This window comes from Sporomusa sp., assembly GCF_035561155.1.
GTDB lineage: Bacteria > Bacillota > Negativicutes > Sporomusales > Sporomusaceae > Sporomusa.
On record NZ_DATMYD010000153.1, the window covers coordinates 39,671 to 64,264 of the forward strand.

Here is a 24,594-nt window from a genome sequence, read left to right on the forward strand (position 1 = left end):
GATGATCCTCCTTACCAGCGGCGTGTGCCGATATTTAAATTCTGACGTCGCTCTTGCAGCGCGGCGAAAATCTTCTCTGCTGCTAACATTGGGTCGGTCTCGACAATGAAGTAGCCGCCTGTTAGTTCTTTGATGTCCTGGGTAAGAACCCTGGTAACCAGTTTACTGCCAATCACTGGCGGTACCAAGCCCAGATGGGTAGGCAAGCCAAGGGTAACAGCCCAGGTGCCGATAGCCAGAGCCTTTTCAGTCTTGTATTCAGGCGCGCTGGCAACAACCGGCAACTGAGGAATATCAACCTTTAGTTTATTAGCGAGTGCCACGGCGATATCCACTGGCCGGGAATTATCAACACAGGACCCCATATGCAGGATGGGCGGCAGTGGTCCGTTAAGGCCATTGGCCTCGCCGATGGCGGTGAGAACAGCTTTTAGACCGTCGCCAGCATAATCAAGCGTTGCCTGCGGATCAAGCAGTCCGTTGCGGGCAAAAGCGCCGGCGCCGCAGCCGGTGGCCAGCACCAAAACATTACGTTTAATCAGTTCTTTCGCAATGTTGACAAAGCCCTGGTCATGCCCGACTTTAATATTGCTGCAGCCAGCAAACAACACCACACCCTGGATGTTGCCATTGACGATATTATCGACAAGCGGCTGTAACGGATCGTCGGCGTTCAGTTTCGCCAGTGCCGCCACGATGGCCTCAGTGGAAAACCCTCCTACAACCTTACTAGTTGCTTGCGGAATATGAACAGGCTTATTGCGGCGGCGTTTAAAAGCGGTAATTGCCATCCGGATTATTTCGCGGGCTTTTTCGCCAGCCTGTTCTTCATTAAATTCTACATGCGTCGCTCCTGGTATCTTAGCCATGTCCATGGTGGTAATCAACCGGGTACCAAAGCATTCAGCAACATTGGCGAGCGAAGGATAGACACATTGGTAATCAACAATCATGGCATCAATCGCCCCAGTCAGAATGGGCAATTCCTGTGAAATGGCGGTAGTGACAGTTGGCACGCCATGCCGCATCAGGACCTCATTGCCTGTACAGCAAATCCCCATAAGACTGATGCCTTGTTCGGCGCCGGCAGCCCGCGCTTCGGCCAGGATTTCTGGTTCACGGGCGGTGGCGACAATCATCTCTGAAAGCACCGGATTATGCCCATGCAAGGCAATATTGACAGCGTCTTTTTTAATAACACCCATGTTGGCTTCGCTGACGACTGGTGTTGGAATGCCGAATAAGATGTCTGCAAGGTCTGTACCCAGATGACATCCGGTATAATCGGCCATTGCTCCTTTGATGCCTCCCAAAAGCAGGTTTACCGGATCAGCGTCCACACCCAGGGTAGTGCGATGTAAGATTTCAGCGATAATGCTATCAATACCGTGTGGCGTCACTTTGAGCTCCTTCATTTTAGCCACCCGTCCGGCAGTCAGTGTCGTTACCGCCCAGGCGTTCGGGGTCTCGCGTTCAGAAAACTCAGCTAGCGCTGCCTCGGCGACATCTTCCGCCAATTCCTGGATATCGCGATTTTCAGTTGGCAGCCCCAGCCGGGCAGCGACAGCCGCTAGCTTGGACGCTTCTTTCACCCCAAAATCAGGAGCAGTGCCCTTAGCAACTTTTTTTAAGACATGTGCCAAGTGCTTGGCATGGCCGGAATGGCTAGCCGCGCCGCCAACTATGCTCCGGATCAGGTTCCGGGCGACAATGGTGTCCGGCCCGGCACCGCATACCCCGACATCTGGTCCGTCGCCAAACGGATCAATGCGACAGGGGCCCTGCAGGCAGTTCCGGCAACAAATACCGCTTTCGCCAAAACCGCATTGTGGTAGCTGACTCTGATAGCGGTCCCATATGGTCTTCACATTGGCTGCTTTAGCTACATCGAGCATTTCCTTCACGCTCGGATTTAATGGTTCCTGTGTTTTCACCCTGACCATCTCCTCTTATAGATTGTCTAACCTGATTTCCTTTTGATAACATTCTATGCAACCCAATTTATTCCTTTAATGGTTAATGTTAGCTTGCTGTTTTTTTGAAATAAGGAACTATAATTGCATGAAATTAAGGACATTCGTTGACAAAATGACCTATTTTCATATACGCTTTGTATATTAATTGCACCGTTCGCTATTAAGAACGTAGGAGGGATCTGGATTGAAACTGTTGCAGATGATAGGGCAAGGTGTAATCTTGTGGGTTATTTTTTTGCTTGGAAACCAGATTACTGCCGTAACTGGTTTGCCCATCCCGGGTACAGTATTTGGGATGGTGTTGCTATTTTTACTTTTGCTGTGTGGCATCATAAAGCTTCACTATATTCAAGATGCTGCCGATTTTTTACTTAAACATATGCTGTTTTTCTTTGTGCCTGTCGCTGTAGGCCTAATGGATTGGGGAGCTGTATTTTATGAACATGGCGTGGTTTTAGCTGCAGCCCTGTTGGCCGGTGCGGTGTTACCCTTCTTCACGGTAGGTATTCTTACACAGTTGCTGCATAAGGGGGATAAATAATGCAATCCGTTGTTACAGTTTTCTCGATTCTTATTACGGTTGGCGTCTATCTACTCAGCCGCTACTTATATTTTAAATACAATAATCCATTGATTAATGTAGTTCTTTTGAGCGCTTCAGTAATCATCGCGATCCTGGTTATTTGCAAACTGCCTTATGCTGCCTATGTCCCGGCAAAAGACATCATGACTTTTTTACTGGGACCGGCTACCGTTGCCCTGGCAGTACCGCTTTACCGCAACCGGCATCTATTAAAACAATATGGACCTGCAATCGTTATTGGTGTTGGCATGGGAACAATTGTATCGATGCTAACAGTGCTTTTCATTACTCAAGCCGGTGGTTTACCAAGAGAAATCATTGTTTCCATCATTCCTAAATCGTCAACAATTCCTTTTGCTGTCGAGGTGGCGCAATTGGCAGGAGGTAATCCTGCCTTGGCTGTAGCGTTTGTTGTAGCTACCGGAACTTTTGGATCTGTTGTGGGGCTAACCTTACTTACCTGGTTTAAGATTCATGACCCTGTTGCCCGGGGACTGGCAATGGGGACAGTATCACATGGGCAAGGGACGGCCATGGCTCTCCTGGAGGGGGAACAACCAGGCTCAATGGCGGGTGTAGCGATGGCTTTGGCAGGAGTGTTTACCGCAGTGTTAGCACCGATTCTTGTAACTATATTTGTAGGATAAGCCAAAAAAAATTGACACAATTATTAGTTTTTGTGTAAACTGTATATAGATGTATAGACTTCAATATCCAGCTTTACATAGAGGCTTCTGAAGGGAGGGGTTTGATGAGAAGTCGCGAGAATCTAATACCTGTTTACTACCGTTTAGCTGAAGATATAAAAAAGCAGATTGAAGCAGGTGAGCTTAAAGACGGAGACTTGATTCCGACTGAGGCGCAGCTGGGAGAAAAGTACGCAATAAGTCGTATGACTGTACGGCAAGGGATTGCACTGCTGGCAGAAGCTGGTTTGATTGATACAGTTAAAGGAAAAGGGAGCTTTGTGACCCGGCCCCGTCTAAACCAGTTAGTTATTGATCTGAAGAATAGCGGTGTTAATAATGAGCAATTACGCTATAAGCTGTTAGGCGTTAACTTGATTCGGAATAACCTGAAATTAGCCAGCGAATTGGGCTTCACTGGGGAATCCAGCGTGATCACAGTAAAGCGCCTAATGTTTAAAGGTGCTCAGCCTGTGGCTATTGAAGAAAAGTTTCTGCGGTATCAAAAGGGCAAGCCGTTATTGGAGACCCAGCTGGAATATGCCGATTTTCCCGAATTGGTTGCAAAACATCAGGAAAGTGTGCCGGTTCGCAATGATATGGTAATATCGGTGGCGGCTTTGTCGCCTGAGCAAGCTAAATTATTAGAAGCGGACGAAGTCCTACCGGCGCTTGTAATCAAGCAAGTGATCTATTCTAAAGATGACAAACCGCTGGGAGTCTCCGTCATGGTTTGTCATAAAGACAGGTTTGAATTAAAGGCAACCTCATACCCACTTTCAGGAAGGTTGTGATATTATGCTAAAGATCCAGAAGATGCTTGTTGGTGCCATGGCTAGACTGGACGAAACGATGGTCGTTAATTTAGTTAAACAAGGCCTGCAAATGGGGATTAATCCCTATGTGCTACTGGATGAAATTAGAGCAGGTACTGATAGGGTAGGAGAGTTGTACAGTAAAGGTGAGTATTTTTTATCAGACCTAATTATGGCTTCTGAGATTTTTAAAGATGTACTAGCCCTGGTAAACCAAGACCAGGCTGTTGCACCGCGTGCGCTGTATCCTACTGTCATTTTCGGTACGGTGGAAGACGATATTCATGATATCGGCAAGAATATCACAACAGGAATTATGCGCTATAACGGGTTTGATATCTGTGATCTGGGGGTTGACGTACCTGGGCCCAAATTTGTTGAAGCTGTAAAACAGTATAATAGTAGGGTGGTATGCTTAACCGGGCTGATCACCGAGGCATTTGATTCGATGAAAAAAACTGTTGACCTTATAGATGAAGCTGGGCTGCGTGCTCAAACGATAGTCATTATTGGCGGTTTAGTCAATGAAAGCGTGCGAAAATATACGGGAGCCGATTATTGGGCTACTGACTGTACAAAGGTTACAGAATTATGCCGGAATATCCTTGTGACTAATAAAAGAATTGTTCAATCATCGTGAAGGAAGGGATTGAATGGGGACAGCAATATTAGCGTGTCAGACACTCCAGGATGAGCTTACTTTGGCCATCAAGACAACTGGTGTAGACTATCCTGTTATTTATGTCGAGTCGGGGCTGCACAACACACCGGAGTTATTGCACAAGAGAATTCAGGAAGAGATCAATAGGATCGATAATGTTGATGTAATATTGTTAGTGTTTGGCTATTGCGGGAATAGTTTACTTGATATAAAGTCTGATAAGGCAAAACTGGTACTCCCCAAGGTAGATGATTGTATTCCTTTACTTTTGGGTTCTTGTGAAGCGAGAAAAAATATATCGAAAGAAATGGGAACCTATTTTTTAACTAAAGGCTGGTTGGATTACGAGAATAACTTGCTCCGGGAATATGACCGTTGTGTTGAACGCTACGGCCAGGTTAAGGCCTTAAGAGTAATGAAAATTATGATGGGACACTATAAACGGTTTATGCTTATCGACACTGGAGCATATGCTGTGGACAGCATTCTGTCACAGACGCAACAATTTGCTGATCGGCTCGATATGTGTCATGAAGTAGCCCCAGGTTCGCTACGCTTGTTTCACAAACTGCTGCAAGGCTTATGGGATGAGGAGTTTCTGGTACTGGAACCGGGAAAAGCCGTGACGATGAATGATATCTGCGGTGGTGGTAATGAGATGTCGGAATTGAACCAAAGTACATCCCTACAACTGTGTGGCAACAAGTAAAAAAATAAACGTCCATTTACTAACCCATTGCCCCCAGCATTAGGCGAAGAAAAGATTGAAAAATAAAGTAGTATGACTATCTATTTATTCCGGAAATTCGTCAGGCTGTTCAATCAGGACAGAGGCAGTAAAGCCTTTATCATTAATAGTAAGGGGGGAACCAAATTACAGCTTAAACTAGAGGCTCTTTCCAGAGATGATCGAGATATTCTTCTCGCAGGGGGTCTTGTCAATTATTATGCTATTTAGATAAGACTAGTGTTGGATTTGTCCTGTTACGAATCGCCTGATGAGTTTTTATGGCTTATATTCGGCTGAATACTTGTAATAGCGCAAATTAGATGCTGTTATATCCTTTAATTGGTAATTGTCGGGGGTTAAATCTGGTAGTATACTGACGGTGGGAGGTGGCAGTTATGCTTCAAAACCAAGAGGTTGCTGCCGGCCTCACTCACCTGGCTGATTCAATCTGCGGTAAGTGCCCGATGAGCGAGACCTGCGGCGATCTGCCTATGTGCGGCGATATTCAATTATTGAAAAGAGCAGAAGAGTTACTTAAAATGGCTTATACCTGAGGTTTAAACGGGGGAGTAGGCGCAACAGCGGAAGGAACGCCACAGGGTGTTCCTTCCGCTGTTGCGCTAATATATTATGGATAACCTAGATAAAGAACCAACTAAGCGAAGACACAGCTTCGTACGCTACGCTGTATAGATTACACTGCCCATAGCATGATATTTAACAGCAACCGCCGCCAGCGTAATGGAAAGTCGGTTCAGTTATCACAAGGTCCTCGTGGTTCAGTGCGCGTAGATTTTGTGCTGTTTTTTGACAAACCGGCAACGGAATATCTCGTTGAATCGTGTGGCCTTTTCCATCATCATAGAAGTCCTCTGAGCCAAAATATATTACTGTTTCGCCTGCAAAAACGCAGGCTCCGTCATTTGGAACCGGGTTTTTATAGGCGACCAATTCAAGGGATTCTAAGAGGATATTCTCAGGCAATTGATAGCGGCGCTTGTCCAAAATTCTGAAAGGGCGGCGCGATCTTATTTCGATTGTGCCAAACCCCGCACCGATAATTTTGTCCACATATTGCTGGTAAGTTAGCGCGCCTGAAAGGCACATTGCCCGCAAGCGTTCATCTTGGCGCAGCCGCTCAGGTATCTGTTGTGTTGTAATTGAATCTGCTATGTATAGCCTGCCTCCTGGTTTTAAAGCCCTGTGCATTTCTGTAAGTGCCTTAGTTAGATCGTTTTCCTTAAAAATATTAAATAAACAATTCTGCGCGGCCACATCAACACTTTCGCTTTCAACTGGCAGGTTAAGCGCATCACCCTGAACGAGTTTGATAAAATCTGGATTGAACCACTTATTAAGATCTGCGGCCAGCTTAAAATTCGCTTGCGCTTTAATTAACATCTCTGGTACCCGGTCAACAGCGATAACCGATTGAGGCTGGCGTGTGAAATAAGCAAACTGTAATGCCTCTAAGCCACCGCCCACACCCACGTAGAGAACGGTTTCTTTAGAATTTAAGTCACCAAAATGAACAGTCGCTCCACAACCATAATTCATTTCACGCATCACATCAGGAACAGTTAAACCCGGTAAGGATTTTTCAGGGCTTGTAATGCAGCAGAGACCGGGTTGCGGGGTTAAAGCCACCTCTTTATAAAGTTCATGGGTAATGTCTAAATAACTCATGCATTTGCTCCTCTGACCAATAATTTGAATATTTAATTAAATTTTATCATAAAAGCGTAAATTTGTAAGATGTATCATCTGAATGTATCAAGTTTCTTCCGACCAATGCTGGAATTAATAATGGTAATGTAAAAGAAAAATAAACGTCTTGAATCCTTAGTAAAGGTTCAGGACGTTTATTTTTTGTTTAGGTTTAAATTGTTATGAACCAGGACTAAAACGCGGCTAGCTTTCTTAGTGGGGCTGTGTTGAAACGAATACCTGATTAGCTTAACTTAATTCCAACCAATGATTAAACATTTTGTTTAATCATTACAAAAAGTGTTGACAATGATGGCGTATTGGATTTATCATGTAGGAATTGAAGCAATCCCATTCTTGTCGGTGATGCCAACAGTATCAAACCTCTGGCCCTGAAAGTGGGGCTACCAGCTGATGACCGCATCATTCATGAACCGGATATGGATAAAGCAGCGCTGCGGGCAGTTTCTTTGGTTACCAGCGGCGAGGCTCAAATTTTGATGAAAGGGTTAATTAACAGGTGTAACTTCTTGAGGGCAGCCCTCAATACGGTCCTGCTCTAGTCTAATATACAATACATAAAGGGAGTATGCAGTAATGAAAAAAGCAATCATAGTCTTGTTTGGATGCTTATTAACAAGTGTTGGTATATTGATACTAAAACACGCTAACATAACTACCGGTGGGTCGACAGGTTTGGCATTAAATCTCTCCTATTTGTTACAGTTACCGTTTCCTTATGTATTTGTCATAGTCAATCTACCATTTTTTATTCTTTCTATTAAAAAAATGGGTTGGGGTTTTACCTGGGCAACGGTTTATACCGTTATTGTTGTATCCCTTCTTACTGGAACTGAACGAATGTTACCTGCATTCACTATTTCTTCTTGGGTTGGTGCGATTTTTGGCAGCGGGATTCTCGGGTTGGGTCTAGCGTTTCTGCTTTTAGGTAGAAGTCCGTTGGGTGGTGTCGGTGTATTAACAGTGTATTTGCATAACCGCACCGGATGGAATCCCGGGAAAATTAACCTGGGGATTGATACGGTTGTCGTCATCTCAGGTATTTTTACAGTCGGGTTGTGGGAGAGTCTATTTTCTGTTGTGTCTGTCACGATTATTGCCGCTGTTATCAGCTCATTCAAAAATCGGATTGCCCATACATATAACGCTACATCACCTATGGCAGTATCCACTGAGCTTGAGTGAAGGAGGACAATACCGCCAAATTAATTTGTAAAATAACGCCGCAAATGGTATTTTATAATAGAGAAGGCGGTGACGGATTTGAATAAAGAGGAAGCCCTGGAATTTCTTAACCGGGTGTCTGCAGGTATTGCCTGTATGTTCGGTAATTCCTGCGAAACACTGATTCATGATATGGTTAATAAAAAGTCTTCTATTATTTCTATTCATCATGGCGAAGTTACCAAGCGTAAGGTAGGCGACAGCTTATCAATTCTCGGCGTTAAAGAAGTTGACGAATTTTTTGAAGGCAAAGATACGGTCAACTGTTTAGGCAAAACCACAGACGGCCGGTTACTAAAAAGCTCAACCTTTCACTTGCGTGGTGAAGGCTATCATTACGCATTTGGGATAAATTACGATTATACGCACTTGTCTTTAGCTAAAGCAGCCTTGGAGGAACTGACTGCTGTCGGACAACCTATTGAGGATGAGTTGTACCCTTCCGGTAATCTACTGCAGGATATCTTTGACGAATGTCTTAAAATCGTTGGTAAGCCTGTGGCGCTGCTTACCAAGGAAGACCGGATGAAGATGATCGATCTGCTCACAGAGCGGGGTGCTTTTAATTTTGCTAAAGGAATTCCCAATATTGCTGAGAAACTCAATATTTCCCGTTATACGATTTATAAGTATTTACGGGAACGTTCTTGATGCAAAGACACAATAAGACCGTGTAACCCGGTTTCCAGGGTATACGGTCTTATTGTGCCTTATTCTACCGACGGTATGTTGCCATAAAAAATTCCTCCTAATGTAGCTTTTAAATTCTACATTAGGGGGATTTTTTCTTCAATGCCGTTTTTATGGGTTCTGTTCAAGGTTCAGGACGTTTATTTTTTGTTTGTGTTTAAATTGTTATGAACCAGGACTAAAGCGCGGCTAGCTTTCTTAGTGGAGCCTTCGAGTTAGGTTTTATTCCATCAAACTCTTTAATGAAAAGCGGGATTATCGGATTAGGGTTGCCGCTTTTCCAGATCAAGGCGATATTTCCGTAAGCGTTGGTCCCGTTCATAGCGACCAGGGAGATACTATGGCGCAGCATTTGACAAAATACCGGATCAAAACTCCAAAAGGAAATACCTAATCCTGCTGTAACTTGCCAAAATAGGGTTTCTATCCGCGATGGCTGACTCACGATGTTTGGCGTAAATCCTCTGAGGTTGCATTGGTGTGTAAACCAGTCTACACCAATAGGAAAAGTCGTGGGGGATACAAGAATAAAACGTTCCTGCTTAAGTTCAGAGAGATCAAGAGAGTATTTGTTCGCGTAAGGATGATTACGAGGTAATAAAAAACATAAGCGGGAGCGGCGAATTTCGCGTATCTCAAATTTTGATGGAAACTCATTCCCTAAGAATGGGTTAAAACCGATGTCCAATTCCTGACGCTCTAAAGCCTCATTAATCATGGGGACAGGCATCACCTGGATATCAAGGTTAACATGTGGATAAAGCGCCCCAAAATGTTTGAGGATTTTTGGCAAAAAGATATGTTCAAGCCCCATACAGCCAATTCGTAGTGTTCCCCAAACCTCAATCTGTGATTTGCGGGTCCTTTCGAAGACCTCGCCAATCTTGCTCATAAGGGTGCGGGATTCCTCAAATAAAGTGGCACCTGGAGGGGTTAGCCGAACCGAGTGATGGGTACGGACAAATAATTGGACGCCTAATTGTTCCTCTAGTTCGGCGATATGCTTGCTTAATGTTGACTGACTAATGTAGAGCTGTTCAGCAGCCTTGGTGAAATTTAAATGTTCAGCCACATAGATGAATGAACGCAAATGCCGGATATCTTCCACTATATCCTCTCCATTCAAGGTAAATCTGCCGAATTCATTAGTTAATTAATTGAAAATTTCAAATTGTATCTATATCATCATATATCTTGTGGCAATTATTTTCAACAGCAGGATCGTTGAATTGGTTATGATTTTTTGCAAAGGCATCCATCTATTTTTGAATTTCACACGGTTTTACATACATGCTATCATGACTCTCAGAAAGAATATTCAAACAAATAAAAGGAGGACTTACATGTAAAGCTTCAAGGAAAGTATGGGTGTGATTTAAGTAAAGAGAGGGTGAAAACATGAATAGAACGCTTCTGAAAGCCGCGGTGTTATCCATTTCCTTATTACTGTTGGCAGCCACAGCTGTTTCTCCGGCTCTGGCAAATATTAGTGCGGCATTTAAGGGTACAAGTGCCCAAACAATTATGTTGCTGGTGGCGCTGCCATCCATGACAATGGTGCTTGCTTCGCTGGTGTTTGGCAAGCTGAGCGAATTTCTAAGCAGGCGGGGCCTTTTCTATCTTGCCATGGCACTCTTCCTAATTGGTGGCATAACTCCTTATTTTATGAATGATTTAACCATGATTTTAGCTATGCGAGCTATATTGGGATTAAGTTTAGGTATTATCTTCCCACTTTCCATCGTCCTTATTTCAGATTTCTTTGAAGGAAATGAAAGAGACACCGTTATGGGCTTGCAAAGTGTTTTTGTAAATCTTGGCGGGATCATTTTCTCCATGCTTGGTGGCTTGCTCTGTGCAGTTGATTGGCACAATACCTTTCTTGCCTATGCGGTTGGTTTTGTTGTATTCCTATTTGTCTACGCCTATCTTCCAGAGCCTGCTAAGATAAAACCGGCTGCAGGGCCAGATAATTTGACAGAGAAGGCCCCTTTATCCGGTAAAGTATATTTTATGGAGTTCTTGGTATTTTTCTACAACATGCTAATATTTGCGTTCTTTACAAACGTAGCTATCCAAGTAGTTGGTGAAAACCTAGGCAATGCAGCCAGTGCTGGTTTAGCATTAACCGTTTTTACCGGCGGTGGTCTTGTGGGCGGATTATTATTCGGTAAAGCCATGCAAGCCCTGAAAAGCTTCACAATTCCCCTGGGGTGGCTAATAACTGGCATTGGGATGGCACTCGTCTCTGGAATGCATGACTTTAATGTAATATTAGTGGGTTGCTTTATTGGTGGTATCGGTTTTTCAACAACATGTCCTGCATTTTTTGTGACACTTTCCATTATGTCTCCGCCGTCACGCGTTGCGTTTAGTATTGCTCTAGCATCAGCCCTTAGCGGTATTGGTCAGTTCGTTGCGCCATTCGTTTTTGAAGCAATCGCCGGACCATTCAACCAAGGTCCAGGGAGATTCTATCTGTTAGTTAGTGCAGTAGCATTTTTGAGTGTAGGGGTGCTCCTGTTGTTACAAAATTATACCCAACAACCAAAAGCAGTTGACGTAAAAAGTTAAGATATTTTAAAAATAAATTAAGGGGTGGATTAATTATGAAAACAGCACAACAATTACTGCAAGAACGCACTGAAAGATTGAGAAAAACCATCGCATTTGAGAAAACCGATCGGGCCCCAGTTATCCTTACAGGAGATGCTTTCTGTGCTAGACACGTAGGCATGAAGCTGTCAGAGTTTTGCTCCAATATGAAAGCTTCCCATGAAGCAATTTTAACTTCAGTTAAAGATTTAGGCGATGTTGATGGTACCGGCGGTACATTCGCGGCAGCAACGATGTTCCCGTTAATGTTTTATACAAAGATCAAATTACCTGGGCGTGAGCTTCCTGATGATACTCCGTGGCAGCTTGATGAACAGGAAATGATGACTGTGGAAGATTATGACACCATTTTGAATAAAGGTTGGAATGATTTTAGCTATGATTATTTGAAAAATCGGTTAGGCGTGGATGTCGATTCGCTGCTTGCACAGTTGGCAGATGTCCCGCAATTCGCGAAAAACTTTGAAGATGCTGGTTATCTGGTATATACTCCGAGCGCATCAATCACTGTTAATGAATTCTTAAGCGGCGGCCGGTCATTTCCGAAATTCATGAGAGATGTGTTCAAAATGCCTGACAAAGTAGAGGCTGTTTTAGATGTCATTCTTGAAGAAACGCTAGCAGGTTTCCGGCAGCAAATCAGAGCCATTAAGCCAATGGTGGTATTTATTTCACCAGCCCGGGGGGCAAGTGAGTTCTATTCGCCGAAGATTTGGGAACGCTTTGTCTGGAAATACCTGAAGGCAACCGCTGATATGATCATTGAAGAAGGTGCGGTAGTAGACCTTCATATTGACGGCAATTGGGAACGCGACCTGGAATATTTCAAAACACTCCCCAGACAGAAATGCGTCTTTGAACTAGACGGCGCTACCAACATCTATAAAGCCAGAGAAGTGCTCGGTGATCACATGGCCATTAAGGGGGATGTTCCCGCTGCCTTGTTGGCTCTTGGTACTCCTGATGAAGTATACAACTATTGTACAAAATTGATTAAAGATATGGGATCAGGTTTCATTCTTGCTTCTGGTTGCACCATACCGCCAAATGCAAAAGTGGAAAACGTCAAAGCCATGGTTGCGGCCGCTGCCGGTAAATAATGCTATAGAGGCATAGCATTTGCAGGCTGAAAAAAGAGAGTTAAAGGTGGGGGAAACATGAAAAAGGGCAAAAACTTAAAGAGCAAGTTGGCTGTTGCTCTGGCACTGGCATCCTTAATTAGTTTTACCGGCAGCGCATTTGCGGCTACTTCGAACCCCTTTGGTGACGTTCCTGCTAAACATTGGGCGTATGATGCAGTGAATAAGTTAAAGCACGATGGGCTGATTGACGGTGATGGTAAAGGAAGCTTCCAGGGCGAACGGACTGTGACCCGCTATGAAATGGCACAGATGGTTGCCCGGGCGGTGTGGAATGCTGAAAAAGCGAGCGCAGAAGACAAAGTGTTAATTGACAAACTCTCGGCAGAGTTTAATGGTGAGCTCAAAAGCCTAGGCGTTCGCGTAGATACCTTGGAAAAGAAAAGTGATAAATTAACCTTCAACGGGTTCCTACACTTGTCGGAGCAGATATGGGATAATAGTGGTGATTTTAAAAATCATACTGGTTTGACAGGGGATACCCCACACCCGCGTGATGGCCATTATCCGGCGTTAGGTATCGACTTAAACATCAATTACAAAGTCAATGACAAATGGCAAGTGAAAATCGAAGACGAAGCAGTTCGAGATTTCAGAAGTGGTGGCTATTGGTCTAACGGTGGTGTAGCAGATGGTTCAGTAAGCGCAGCCCAGCGTAATGGACAAATGTATGCAGAAGGTGTTGTGGGTGCAACTACTGTTAAGGCAGGTAAATTTGACTACGGAGCGGCGTATGGCCTTATGGTAGCTCCAGGGCGTAAAGGTGTGGAGGGCGTTCAGTTTGCGGTAGGCGACAAGTCTAAAACGACCTTGACTTATGGATATTTTAGACAAGGTTGGGTTGGAAATGCCACTAATCCCAATATTATTTCTTCTACGACCGATAACCACTATGCTGCTCTTGAATTTGGTGCCCCAATTTCTAGCGATTCCAATTTTAAAGCTGCCTATCACAATATAACAACAGATGGAGCCGATTCGACTGTTTTCTCAGATAATATTAATCTGTGGGAAGTTGGCGCAGATAAGGTAATTGCAAAAGACCTGCAACTGTTTGCTACTTACGGCCAGTCGAATGCGTCCACCCAAAATAAAGCATATATAGCTGGAGTTAACTACAAACGCGCTGATCTTAATACCCCAGGCTCGTATGGCCTTACGGCACGTTATATTAGAGCAGAAGCAAAATCATCGATAGCCCCTGATAATTATTGGGTTTCAAAGTACGATTGGGGTCTTGAGGGGCCTGAGCTAAGCGGAATGGTTATGTTTGACAAAAATGTTGGCATGACGTTTTGGGCTGCCTCACTTAAGGCGACTGACAACGTTCATACCGGGAAGCTAAATACTGTAAAAGCCGAACTAGACTTTTTCTTCTAAAGCAACGAGAAGGGTAGATAACAATGCAATTGAAAGAATAGTATAAAAATATTGACATGTTAGAAATTGTGCGTTAAGCTATATCTAGATGTATATATAAATTTAAAAATAGAGAAGATTGCCACGGCAGTCTTCTCTACCATTTGTTGCTGCGTTTTTGGATGTTCTGCTTTTGTACCAGAGGCAGTTATTTGAATTTTTGGGAGGTAAAAATGGGAACAAATTTTAGCGACTTAGTTCAGGCTGCGCTAGCTGCAAAGGCTGACCATGCTGCAATTGCCGAGGTAGATAAAATCAAATTTGTCGAGGATTTTAGGAAAGCATGTGAACAAAACGTATGCAGGAAATACGATACCAATTGGGTCTGTCCCCCTGCAGTTGGTCCTTTTGAGGAGTTGAAAGATAAGGCTTGCCAGTATAAATACGGACTTCTATTTCAGACAGTGCATCAAATGAAAAGTTCGTTTGATTGGAAGGGCATGGTAGCTGCAAAAAAAGTTCATGATGGAGTATTCAGAGACCTGCTGGATCGTGTTAAAAATGAGCACAAATTGCAGGGGATTCTTCCGTTGAATGCGGGAGCTTGTGAATTTTGCACTAGATGCGCCTATTTGGATAATGAACCATGCCGGTTTCCCGAAGAGGCTTTTGCCTCAGTGGAAGCGTATGGAATAGATGTTATTAATCTGGAAAAGACTTGTGGAATTCCGTATTATAACGGAAAAAATACAGTTTCATATGTTGGACTTATACTGTTTAACAAAGAAAATTAATGACATAATACAAAAACCAGGATGGCCGTTAGCTGTCCTGGTTTTGTATTATGTCATCATTAAATCATTAACATTTCCCATATCTATTACATGAGTAGATGTGTTGCAAATCCGAAGATTAATTGCTTGTCAGATACCGGGCGTATTCGTATTTTATCTTAACTTGTCGGAAAACTGTGCCTTCCGCTGGCCAAAGTAGTCAAGAACTTCGTCACAGGCTTTAATTGCTTCTTCGGGCGCAAGAAAATCGAGACTAAACGACATGCGGGTCAGCGTTTTATATGATTGTTCTACTGAGCCGATATCGATGAATATATTTCGTGCCTGTTGGAAATAGTCATAGGCTTCCTTGTGTTTACCCCAAAGCTGGAAACAAACTCCGCGAGAGTATGATAAGTTTGCCACATCAACTGGATTTTTATCGTTCTCAAAATATGCCTCTGCTGCTTCATAAGCGCCTAGTGCCAGCGAGAAATTCCCCATATTACAATAAGCATCGCCGACAATGAGGTGGATTCTTCCGAGTTCCCGGGTATTTCCCGATTTTTTTAAAACCATGGCAGCATAATCATAGTAGGATAGGGCTTCTTGCACATTGCCTGTCCGTACGAAGTCATCGGCTTTTTTGACAACCTCAGTTGCGCTTAATTTCCGCAGACTTAGCTGATTAATTTTCGAGGCGCCTTTATCAGGCAGCCACTTAGCCGCAGCCTTGAAAGCTTTTACTTCATCTTTAACATCAGTCTCGGCACTCAAGTTTAGTACGTCTCTTATGCATTCCGCCCAGGCGGCATGTGGAACCCTGAGGTCGGTACTATCAATAACATCACAACTATTCTTCAAAAAGTAAGCAACTTTATCAACATCGTCTAAACATAAAAAATGAATAATACCTGCTTCAATAACATCCGAAATAGGAATGTCATATTGTTTCAATATGCTGACAGCTGCACCGCTGACTCTAGCGCTAACGGTAACTCTTTCGTCAGACGCTTCTGCGTATTTAGCTATTTTGGACACCACCCTTCGATTATATATACTACAGTATTTGTATTATATAGTAAAGATATGGAATATCGGTAATATAATAATGCTGGAAGAATAAAGAAAAAATCACTTGACAAGGCGCTCTAAGATAGCTATATTTGTATTACAATATAGTAATAAATGTAATACAAATAACTGGGGGTATACTTAATGAGATCGAAAAGTATGTTATTGATTTTGTGTATGGTAAGTATTTTAGTTTTAGGAATTGGTACAGCATCAGCGTCGGCAGCAGAGCTCAGTTTCTATCCGGACAAAGTATACGTCGATAGCACTACGCTGGCTGTAGAAGGTAACTTTTATAATCAGGGAGTGTTTATTAGTCATCTACCCAAAGTCGATGTTGAAGTTCAACTGGTTAATGCTGCGAGCAAGATGGTTATCAAAGAGTCGTACTCAACTATAGGTTTAGGCTTGGGGCTAGAAGGTACTCTCAATAAAACCTTTTACATTCATAATGTCCCAAAAGTTGATTTTAGTTCATGGAAAGAAAAAAACCATTTTTGAGCTTCCAGCTCCTCCTATAGAGTTTTAGCTTAGGCAAGTGTCTCCCACCTTCATTTGCCGGTAAGCGACTTGGCGCGACTGTTCACACCACGGTCACGCCTTTTTATTTTGCCCATAGTCTCTCAGGATGATAGGTGACGAATAGAAAGCAAGGTAAATTGCTGTATTGATTATATTGATGTTTGTATTACGAATTCTATTGTTATGAGTAGTGATGCCGTTTTTTTTCGAGTAATGAAGTTTTTTCATAATAGTCAGCAAAATCAAGAATTTCTCTTGACGTTACTTAGACGTTATTATAAACATGAGAAAGTAATTAAACTCTTTAAAATATTGCTAATAATACCAATCATCTAATTACTCTATAGCGATAACTAATATCTCGAAACGTGACGACAAGGTGTCATCAATAGCTGATTGTTTAGTCATGACTAAATTGATGAGATAGGCCAAAATTTTGCCTTTTTAGTACGAATAACGATGACCTATTGCATCAGGATTGCTGTTCTGCCTTAAAAAACACAATAAAATAACTGAATATTTAGACTCGATGCAAATATTGCTAATATCTAAAGAAGATGGGTAAGTACGTCTTACTAAGGTATCGAAGGAATGCAATGCCAGTCCCGTTCGGACAGGTGTGAATGGACGGGGATTTGCTTGGGATGTTGCGCCATGCTCTTTAAGAGCGGGTTCGAAACATCAAGCAGTGGGTGTGGTGCATCTCAGAGGTATAGAATTACAAAAAACTAAAGGTGGGGGAAATTTTGAAGAAAAGTTTAATTGCACTAAGTGTAGCTGCTGCGTTGTGTTCGACCAGTGTGGTTATGGCCGCAAGCGATCCTTTTAGTGATGTGCCGGCAAAACATTGGGCCTATGATGCAGTGAGCAAGCTTGCTCAATCCGGTATTATCAGTGGTCAAAACAACGCTTTCCAAGGCGACCGCACTCTGACCAGATATGAGATGGCTACCATCGTGGCTAACGCCATGACTAAAACCGACAAAGCTGATGCCGAAACCAAGGCATTGGTGGACAAACTTATTAATGAGTTCTCTGACGAATTAAAGGGCCTTGGCAAACGGCTTGCAGCAGTCGAAAAGAAGACCCCATTAACCATCCACGGCTTTGCCAAGTATCGGTACGAATATACAAAGAATCCACGGCCGCTTGCTGAAGATGTTGGGTATCTTTCCGCACCTTCGCACTATGGCCGGGCTGATAGCAAATCAAATTCCCGTATGGCCATGGGACTTCTGTTAAATAATGATTTTGATGGTGATACCTATTTTCATGGTATGCTTATTATGGAAACGTTGGGCGGGCGGACAACCGATACCGACCTGGAGGTCAAAGAAGCGTTCTTTGCCAAGAAAATTGGTCCGAATGCCGAACTGGCAGCAGGTAGGTTTTTGAGTGATGTTGGCCTTGGTACGCTGGGTGGTGCTCCTTACATGGATGGTGGTAAAATTTCTTTTGGTAAAGATGTGAAAGTGAAGTTATATTCCACAAAATTCGGCGGTGAAGGCTTGATGTTTGTCAATCCTCAGACGCATCAGCCTATCACGAATCCGCAGCTAACCCCAATAAAGATGCCGGGCTATACATTCAACCACGGCGATGTCAAATTCAACTTAACTAAAGATCTTAAAATGTCTGTTGCTTACTTTGCTGACACAGATAAATCAGTGTATAATTCCCAGGCTGTAGGTGTGGAATATAAGGGAGTTCCCGGTATTACTCTTACTGGCGAATATGGCAAAAACTCCGGTGATAGTGCGAAATTAGCAACTGGTACACTTGGTGCTAACGGGCTTGTGCCAGGCGATGCCCCGACCGCATACTACATAAAAGCAAAATATAAGGGAGCCAACCCGTTTGTTCCAGATACCTCTGGTTTCTGGGTTCAGTACAAGAAGGCTGAGGCAGGCTTTGACCTGATGGGGATGGCCGAACCACGTACTTGGAATTCTCCTTTTAATCACACAAGTCCTTCCGGCGGCGGTATGGCTGAAAACATTAAGGGCTTTGAGTATGGCTTCGAGACCACCGTTGCCAAGCGAATGGTGTTTAATATGACCTATAATGACCTTAAACGGGTTTCAAGCTCAGTTATTTCGCTTGCTAATGCCAAGGATCAAAGCTACTTTACGACTCAGTTGACTTATCTCTTTTAACGTGAAAACAAAAGCTAAACTAACGTAATTATTCCTTACAGCAAACGGCGCCTACGATCCTACTAAGCCTATGTTTATGGCTAACGAAAGATCGTGGCGCTGTTTTTCTATCCTGTTAGAAAGTATAACTTTCCGTCTGGATAAGGGAAACATCGACTTCCGCTGTCGCCACAGGCTCGGCGCAAGCCGTGTTTTCTTTATCTTGGAGGAGGCAACTAATGAAGTTTTTTCATAATTGTCAGCAAAATCAGGAATTTCCCTCAGGGCTAGCTTTAGGGTTATTATAAACTCATACAGGTGTGAAGGCCGGCACTTAGTTGCCTGCCTTTAATAAATCAAGGGGGAGATATTCAATGAAATTACCTCACGAACTGTTGGGGGAACGGACCGCGCGAATTCACACTGCAGTAGCATTGGGAAAACCTGACCGGGTACCGGTAGTATTAACGGCTGACGCGTTTTGCGCCAACCATATGGGCGTAAAACTGTCAGAGTTTAGTGTGAGCCCTGAACTGTCTACCCAGACCATGATCAATTCGCTGCTATCGCTTGGCGAATTTGACGCAATTGAATTAACCTCTATTCAGGCCAAAATTTTTAGTCTTGTCTGGCTCTCTGACATGAAGTTAGCCGGGCGCGAGCTGCCGGAAGGCTCTGTGTGGCAGGTAGATGAAACAGGCACAATGACGACTGAAGATTATGACACCATCTTGGACAAGGGTTACTGGCCGGTTGCTATGGATATTGTCAATAACCGCCTGCGGGACAAAATGGTAATGAAGGATATCAAGGAGTTTATCGACAATGGTCCTAAGGCTGCTATGGCATGGGTAGGTAAAGGGATACTGCCTTTCTGTCCAGTTATTCAAACAGGGCCGTATGAGGTGCTGATGGGTGCCCGCACTATGCCTAAGTTCACACGTGATATATTTAAAATGCCTGATAAAGTTGAAGCAGTAATGAAAGTAATGCAGGCTGAGAACAAAGAACTGATTCGCGGGCAAATCAGGGCCATTAAACCGCTCACCGTATGGATAAGCGGCGCACGTGGCGCGAGTGAATTTGTTTCCCATAAGATTTTCGACAGGTTTGTCTGGCCGTACATAAAAGAGATGGTGGAAATGGTTGTCGAAGAGGGGGCAATCGCCTACCTGCATTTTGACTCCAACTGGGAACGCGATCTGGAATACTTCCGTCAGCTGCCTAGAGGCAAGTGCATCTTCGGCACCGACTCGGCGACAAATATTTATAAGGTTAAAGAAGTTCTGGGCGATCATATGTGTATTATGGGAGATGTGCCGCCAGCGCTCTTAACCTTAGGCACCCCGGACGAGGTTTACAACTATTGCACTAAGCTGATTAACGAGATTGGGCCGTCAGGTTACATCTTGTCACAAGGCTGCACAATTCCACCCAATGCCAATCCTGAGAACGTTAAAGCAATGATGGCGGCGGCTGCAAGTAAGTAGATACTGGAGTTGACCAATAGTCTGCTTGCTAGGGTGTATCCGCAGTGGCTTTATTTGGATTGAGTCTTGCCATGTTTAAAGGAGGATTTTACCAATGTCAGAGTTAAAAGAACTTACCCCTGAGGAGAAAGAAAAACCCTATTCTAAGTACTATTATATGGAGCCAGCTAAACCCTACCCAGAGATGTATGAACTCATTCAGCCAGGCAAGCCAATGGACTCAGCCAAAGCGTTGCTGATAGAGAATCTCAACGACTTACTCAATCCGGGTTATATGGAAGTTGAGACAGGTTATTGCGTTCTGCCGAATGGGGCCGGCTATGTGGCGGTAAACACCAAAATGCCTGGAGTCACCGTTGACATGATCAACTGGTGGTACTCCTGGCATAGTCTCGAAGATCTACGCTACAAAATCTGGTGGCCGCAAGGTCATTTTGGTATCTCCATTAGTGAGGAAGACCGCAATACGGTGCTTGATCCTAACACGCCTATGACCTTAAAGTTTCAAGGAATAACCCACCATGTAATTGAAGACGCCGGCGGTGGAGTTGAGAAGATTGCCATTAGCTTCCTGACTCCTGAAGATTTTGGCTTCGATATGGACAGATTCAAGTCACCCAATGTTGGAACATTGGTCGCAGCCAACGGTCTGGCCGTTCGTGCCGATGCACCGCCTGGAGCGCCTAAGATACCGGCCGCTATGTGCCACTTTATCCGTGAGATTGAAGGCGGCATTGAATATCGCACTCGCTTCTGGTTGGGTTACCAAATCATTGACAAGAAACCTAAGTTGCTTCTGCCCCCAGGTATAAGAGTACCGGAGATAGCTCCGTTCGGTCTTGCTTACCACAATATTCACGAATATGCTAATCTACGGGCTCTGTTGCCTAAGTTATATGCCGAACAGAAGGGCGAACTGTCATAAATTAGAATAAGAAAATGGAGGAAAAAAATGAAATTAGTTGCTATTACTGCTGGAAGAAAACTGGGGAATACCGAGATTTGCGTCAAAGAGGCTTTAATGGCTGCCGAAGAACTTGGCGCCGAAGTACAAATGATCAATTTGCATGACTGTAATATAAAGCCTTGTACGGGCTGTGAAGTGTGTACTATGATGATGGCCAAAGGCGAACGTCCAAAATGTATCCATAAAGACAAGGATGATATGGATAAGATCATGGATATAGCACTAAATGCCAATGGTCTGATTATTGGCGCTCCAACCTATGAAATGCAGCCTGCTGCACTTTATAATGTTTTCGCCAATAGGTTTATACCTTATGAAACGTCGTTTCTGGCGGAAATCGGTGCAATAGAACACGCCCCTAAGCGGGTAGCCGGTTTGATTGCGTCAGGTGGTTCAACTTTGGCTTGGATGAATATGGCACTGCCGTCTTTGTACATCTCCATGCTGACGCAATCTGTCAAAATTGTTGACCAGTTACTGGCGACAGGTGTAGGCAGACCCGGTCATGTTCTCCTTAAAGAAGATACCTTGGCAAAAGCACGTAAAATGGGACAAAATCTTGTGGAGGCGATGAAAACTCCATATGAGCAAGTAAAATACTTAGGCGAAGATCAAGGGTTATGTCCTGTTTGTCATTCCAACCTGATTTATAAGGGGCAAGCGCGATGGGATGGTGAGCACTATGCGGTGGAATGTGCCGTATGTGCAGCTGGTGGGAATATACAGGTCAATGAAAAAGGTGATGTTGCTTTTGTTGTTGATGAAAAAAGTAAGAGAACTACCCGGATGGATGATAAAACCCGTAATGACCATTTATATGAAATAAAAAAACATATGAAAGAGTTTTTCAGTAATATTGAAACAGTTCAAGCAAGACTTGGCAAATACAGAGACTATAAGGTACGTGGATTAGAATAATAAAAGCGCTTTATTGGAAAGGAAGATTGCTCCGGTGCGTCCGCAATAACGGAAGGTGTACACAAACGGTCATTACAACAATTCGCGGCAATCTTCTTCATTCTGTCTAATTTAAGTGTAAGGGAGGAATATAAGTGGTGTATGATAAACGGTTCTCTGGTTGGAAGATGCTTTTTCCAATTGGACTGGTTTATCTGTTTATGATGGGGTTCCCTCAGTATGGTGGACCTGTTAACAGTCCGTTCTTGCTAAAAGAGATTCCTATGAGCCGTGCGATATTTGGGCTCGGTTTCACCTTGATGAACTTATTTATTGGTGTGTCAGCTGCCGTTATTGCTGCCCCGCTGATTGGCCGGCTAGGTATCAGAGGTACAGCATTATTCGGCTGTTCGGTAATTATATTGGTAGGAATTTTATATCAAGTAATTACTGAACCATGGCATTACCTGCTGGTGCAGGGTGTTCTTTTACCTATCGGTATTTGTTCTGCTACCATGGTTCCATACGGGACTTGGGTTGCCAGATGGTTTAAGCGTTTCCGGGGCAGAGCTAACGGCTATATGATGGCGATTGCTAGCTTCGGCGGTTTTGTGGCTGCACCGATTTTGGGCATAGTTTTACAGAATAGTGGTGGTAACTGGCGTTTGAGTTGGGCAGTGATCGGTCTTGTGGCTGCTCTTGGTTTTATTGCCAACTGGTTCCTGATAAAAGAATCCCCAGAAGCAGTAGGACAGATACCTGATGGTGTTACTGACGACGCTGACGGTCAGACAGGTCCTAAGCTTTATTCTGATTATGAGTGGACGCAGAAGGAAGCTTTTAAGACTCCTGCCTTCTGGATAATATTCATTGGCGCTTTGGGCTTTAATTTCCCCTTCTTCTTTTTCATAGCTCATAATGTTATGCATCTTAAAGGGCTAGGATTACCGCCACAATTTGGCCCTTGGTCGATGGCCATGTTTACCCTTGGCGGGGTAGTGGGACGCCTTATATCAGGCTATCTTACTGATAGGTTCCCTGCACGCTATTGTCTCGCTCTTGGAATTATTCCTACAATAATCGGCGCACTTCTCAATATGCATGTTTCGACCCCGGCAGTGGCACTGATCGCGGCTGCCTTGTTCGGAGCAGGTTTTGGCTGGCCGTATATTGCTATGATGACGACTTTTGCCAACTTCTTTGGCCCCAAGCCTTATCCTCAAATCTATGGTGCTCATATGCTGCTGGCAGCAATTGTGTGTTCACCAGCAGGACTTATCGGCGGTATCATTTTCGACATGAATAAGAATTATGATATGGCATTTCAAATTATTCTCGGCATTTGCGTGGTAAGTGTAATTGCACTATCCTTTGTTCAAATGCCAAAAGCACCAACTGAGAAAGTTAAACAGCAAGCAGCAACTTTTCAGTAAGTCTCAAAACATAAAAGGGGCCGTGCTAAAACTCTTGCGTTTCAGCACGGCTCCTTTCAGATCGTGTATCCCGGGATACACGGTCTTTATATTTCGCTTTGTATTTTCAATCATGAGTTGGTTGTAGTTTCTGGCTTACTAAACACGGAGAAGCAGCTTTTGCAATTCTGAGCTCCTCTATAAACAGAGGAATGGCCAAATTAGGGTTATCCTGTTTCCAGACGGCTACTGAAAGTACATCTGGTACAACACCAGAGCCTTCCTCTACAATAAGTTCAACAAGGCGAAGCTTAGGACTCAGGAAGCCTTCGATGTGGTGTGACAACACAGTAATGCCGACTCCTGATTCTACCAACAAAAGCAGGGTTTCCACTAAGTCAGGTTGGCTTACTATTTTCGGAGTAAAGCCATGATTGGCGCAAAGACAATGGAAATCATTATAAACAGCAGGATTTACTGAACGTGAGGTAATGAGGAAAGACTCATTGGCAAGGGTTGCGAATTTGATGGCTTGTTCATTGGCCAAAGGATGATCAAAGGGAAGTACAACACAGCGAGGATACCTATACACTGGTTCGCTCTGCAAACCAGAAACGCCTTCAAGTCCTAGTGCCAGTGTGAAGCCAATATCGATATTTCCGTTATTTAAAGTCTCATTAATTAACCGCCAGCTATACCGCTCGACACTTACATCTATGTTGGGGTAACGACAATGAAAGGTTCTAACCAGCCCTGGTATTAATAATTTCTCAGATGTACCCATAATTCCGATCTTAAGTGTTCCGTCATAACCTGATGCAGTTTGGCGAACTTTTTGGATTGTTTCATCTATTTTTGCCAAGATAGCCTGGGCTTCATTATGCAGTACTGCTCCAGCTGTCGTCAGGCGAACTGAACGTTTGTTGCGGGTAAACAACTGGACACCTAACTCTTTTTCTAAGTCAGCGATTTGCTTACTCAATGTCGATTGTCCAACATAAAGTTCTTTGGCTGCTTCAGTAAAATTAAGATGTTCTGCTACTGAAATGAAATAACGTAATTGCCAAATATCCATGTTCCCTCCGACAGACTGAGTAGATTTATATTACAATTATAA

Annotated in this window: 23 protein-coding genes; 18 read left to right on the top strand and 5 right to left on the bottom strand. The window is 43.7% G+C overall.

All coding sequences use genetic code 11. The features are described from left to right. Positions 1 to 11: 11 nt before the first annotated feature. The gene (gene cooS / locus VN447_RS20555; protein WP_325527820.1) at positions 12 to 1,934 is read right to left on the bottom strand and encodes an anaerobic carbon-monoxide dehydrogenase catalytic subunit; all 1,923 of its coding nucleotides are present in this window, start codon (positions 1,932 to 1,934) and stop codon (positions 12 to 14) included. 226 nt (positions 1,935 to 2,160) lie between these two features. Between cooS and VN447_RS20560 the strand changes: the two genes are divergently transcribed. The 6 genes from VN447_RS20560 to VN447_RS20585 all read left to right on the top strand — a co-directional run bounded on the left by VN447_RS20560 (position 2,161) and on the right by VN447_RS20585 (position 6,005). Then, the gene (locus VN447_RS20560; protein WP_325527822.1) at positions 2,161 to 2,517 is read left to right on the top strand and encodes a CidA/LrgA family protein; all 357 of its coding nucleotides are present in this window, start codon (positions 2,161 to 2,163) and stop codon (positions 2,515 to 2,517) included. Next, positions 2,517 to 3,206 carry an LrgB family protein gene (locus VN447_RS20565; protein WP_325527824.1) on the top strand — a complete coding sequence of 230 codons (690 nt, stop codon included), beginning with the start codon at positions 2,517 to 2,519 and terminating at the stop codon, positions 3,204 to 3,206. Before VN447_RS20560 ends, VN447_RS20565 begins: the two co-directional genes overlap by 1 nt. 104 nt (positions 3,207 to 3,310) lie before the next feature. Beyond that, positions 3,311 to 4,039 carry a GntR family transcriptional regulator gene (locus tag VN447_RS20570; protein WP_325527826.1) on the top strand — a complete coding sequence of 243 codons (729 nt, stop codon included), beginning with the start codon at positions 3,311 to 3,313 and terminating at the stop codon, positions 4,037 to 4,039. Positions 4,040 to 4,043: 4 nt separating this feature from the next. Further along, positions 4,044 to 4,700, top strand: coding sequence for a cobalamin B12-binding domain-containing protein (locus VN447_RS20575; RefSeq protein WP_325527829.1), 657 nt, complete (start codon positions 4,044 to 4,046; stop codon positions 4,698 to 4,700). A gap of 13 nt (positions 4,701 to 4,713) precedes the next feature. Next, a complete protein-coding gene (locus tag VN447_RS20580) occupies positions 4,714 to 5,430 on the top strand; it encodes a DUF1638 domain-containing protein (protein WP_325527831.1) in 717 nt (238 codons plus the stop codon). 416 nt (positions 5,431 to 5,846) lie between these two features. Continuing rightward, entirely contained in the window at positions 5,847 to 6,005 is a 159-nt protein-coding gene (locus VN447_RS20585; RefSeq protein ID WP_325527833.1) for a hypothetical protein, read from the top strand. Between the two features lie 163 nt (positions 6,006 to 6,168). Here the strand turns inward: VN447_RS20585 and arsM are convergent, their stop codons facing one another. Then, the gene (gene arsM / locus VN447_RS20590) at positions 6,169 to 7,137 is read right to left on the bottom strand and encodes an arsenosugar biosynthesis arsenite methyltransferase ArsM (RefSeq protein WP_325527835.1); all 969 of its coding nucleotides are present in this window, start codon (positions 7,135 to 7,137) and stop codon (positions 6,169 to 6,171) included. Positions 7,138 to 7,755: 618 nt separating this feature from the next. Here arsM and VN447_RS20595 point away from each other — a divergent pair. Continuing rightward, entirely contained in the window at positions 7,756 to 8,364 is a 609-nt protein-coding gene (locus tag VN447_RS20595; protein ID WP_325527837.1) for a YitT family protein, read from the top strand. Between the two features lie 69 nt (positions 8,365 to 8,433). Further along, the gene (locus VN447_RS20600; protein WP_325527838.1) at positions 8,434 to 9,054 is read left to right on the top strand and encodes a helix-turn-helix transcriptional regulator; all 621 of its coding nucleotides are present in this window, start codon (positions 8,434 to 8,436) and stop codon (positions 9,052 to 9,054) included. 217 nt (positions 9,055 to 9,271) lie between these two features. On the opposite strand, the gene VN447_RS20605 is transcribed toward VN447_RS20600, so the two are convergent. Further along, positions 9,272 to 10,201 (bottom strand): LysR family transcriptional regulator, encoded by a 930-nt coding sequence (locus tag VN447_RS20605; RefSeq protein WP_325527840.1) that lies wholly within the window; start codon positions 10,199 to 10,201, stop codon positions 9,272 to 9,274. Between the two features lie 290 nt (positions 10,202 to 10,491). Between VN447_RS20605 and VN447_RS20610 the strand changes: the two genes are divergently transcribed. From VN447_RS20610 to VN447_RS20625, 4 genes are all read left to right on the top strand, one after another. After that, entirely contained in the window at positions 10,492 to 11,667 is a 1,176-nt protein-coding gene (locus VN447_RS20610) for an MFS transporter (protein ID WP_325527842.1), read from the top strand. Between the two features lie 35 nt (positions 11,668 to 11,702). After that, entirely contained in the window at positions 11,703 to 12,809 is a 1,107-nt protein-coding gene (locus VN447_RS20615) for a uroporphyrinogen decarboxylase family protein (protein WP_325527844.1), read from the top strand. A 57-nt stretch (positions 12,810 to 12,866) separates the two neighbouring features. After that, entirely contained in the window at positions 12,867 to 14,228 is a 1,362-nt protein-coding gene (locus tag VN447_RS20620) for an S-layer homology domain-containing protein (protein ID WP_325527846.1), read from the top strand. Positions 14,229 to 14,440: 212 nt separating this feature from the next. Continuing rightward, positions 14,441 to 15,001: a DUF2284 domain-containing protein gene (locus VN447_RS20625; protein WP_325527848.1), complete on the top strand. Its 561-nt coding sequence runs from the start codon at positions 14,441 to 14,443 to the stop codon at positions 14,999 to 15,001. A gap of 153 nt (positions 15,002 to 15,154) precedes the next feature. Here VN447_RS20625 and VN447_RS20630 read toward each other — a convergent pair whose 3' ends face one another. Beyond that, positions 15,155 to 16,021, bottom strand: coding sequence for a tetratricopeptide repeat protein (locus VN447_RS20630; RefSeq protein WP_325527850.1), 867 nt, complete (start codon positions 16,019 to 16,021; stop codon positions 15,155 to 15,157). A 177-nt stretch (positions 16,022 to 16,198) separates the two neighbouring features. Between VN447_RS20630 and VN447_RS20635 the strand changes: the two genes are divergently transcribed. The 6 genes from VN447_RS20635 to VN447_RS20660 all read left to right on the top strand — a co-directional run bounded on the left by VN447_RS20635 (position 16,199) and on the right by VN447_RS20660 (position 23,498). Next, entirely contained in the window at positions 16,199 to 16,555 is a 357-nt protein-coding gene (locus tag VN447_RS20635; RefSeq protein WP_325527852.1) for a hypothetical protein, read from the top strand. A gap of 767 nt (positions 16,556 to 17,322) precedes the next feature. Continuing rightward, positions 17,323 to 18,732: an S-layer homology domain-containing protein gene (locus VN447_RS20640; RefSeq protein ID WP_325527854.1), complete on the top strand. Its 1,410-nt coding sequence runs from the start codon at positions 17,323 to 17,325 to the stop codon at positions 18,730 to 18,732. Between the two features lie 353 nt (positions 18,733 to 19,085). Further along, the gene (locus VN447_RS20645; protein WP_325527855.1) at positions 19,086 to 20,201 is read left to right on the top strand and encodes a uroporphyrinogen decarboxylase family protein; all 1,116 of its coding nucleotides are present in this window, start codon (positions 19,086 to 19,088) and stop codon (positions 20,199 to 20,201) included. Positions 20,202 to 20,295: 94 nt separating this feature from the next. Beyond that, positions 20,296 to 21,126 (top strand): DAPG hydrolase family protein, encoded by an 831-nt coding sequence (locus VN447_RS20650; protein WP_325527857.1) that lies wholly within the window; start codon positions 20,296 to 20,298, stop codon positions 21,124 to 21,126. Positions 21,127 to 21,153: 27 nt separating this feature from the next. Beyond that, the gene (locus VN447_RS20655) at positions 21,154 to 22,086 is read left to right on the top strand and encodes a flavodoxin family protein (protein WP_325527859.1); all 933 of its coding nucleotides are present in this window, start codon (positions 21,154 to 21,156) and stop codon (positions 22,084 to 22,086) included. Between the two features lie 137 nt (positions 22,087 to 22,223). Further along, complete coding sequence (locus tag VN447_RS20660; protein ID WP_325527861.1) at positions 22,224 to 23,498, top strand: MFS transporter; 1,275 nt, start codon at positions 22,224 to 22,226, stop codon at positions 23,496 to 23,498. 106 nt (positions 23,499 to 23,604) lie between these two features. Here the strand turns inward: VN447_RS20660 and VN447_RS20665 are convergent, their stop codons facing one another. Further along, a complete protein-coding gene (locus VN447_RS20665; protein WP_325527863.1) occupies positions 23,605 to 24,552 on the bottom strand; it encodes a LysR family transcriptional regulator in 948 nt (315 codons plus the stop codon). Between the last annotated feature and the right edge of the window lie 42 nt (positions 24,553 to 24,594).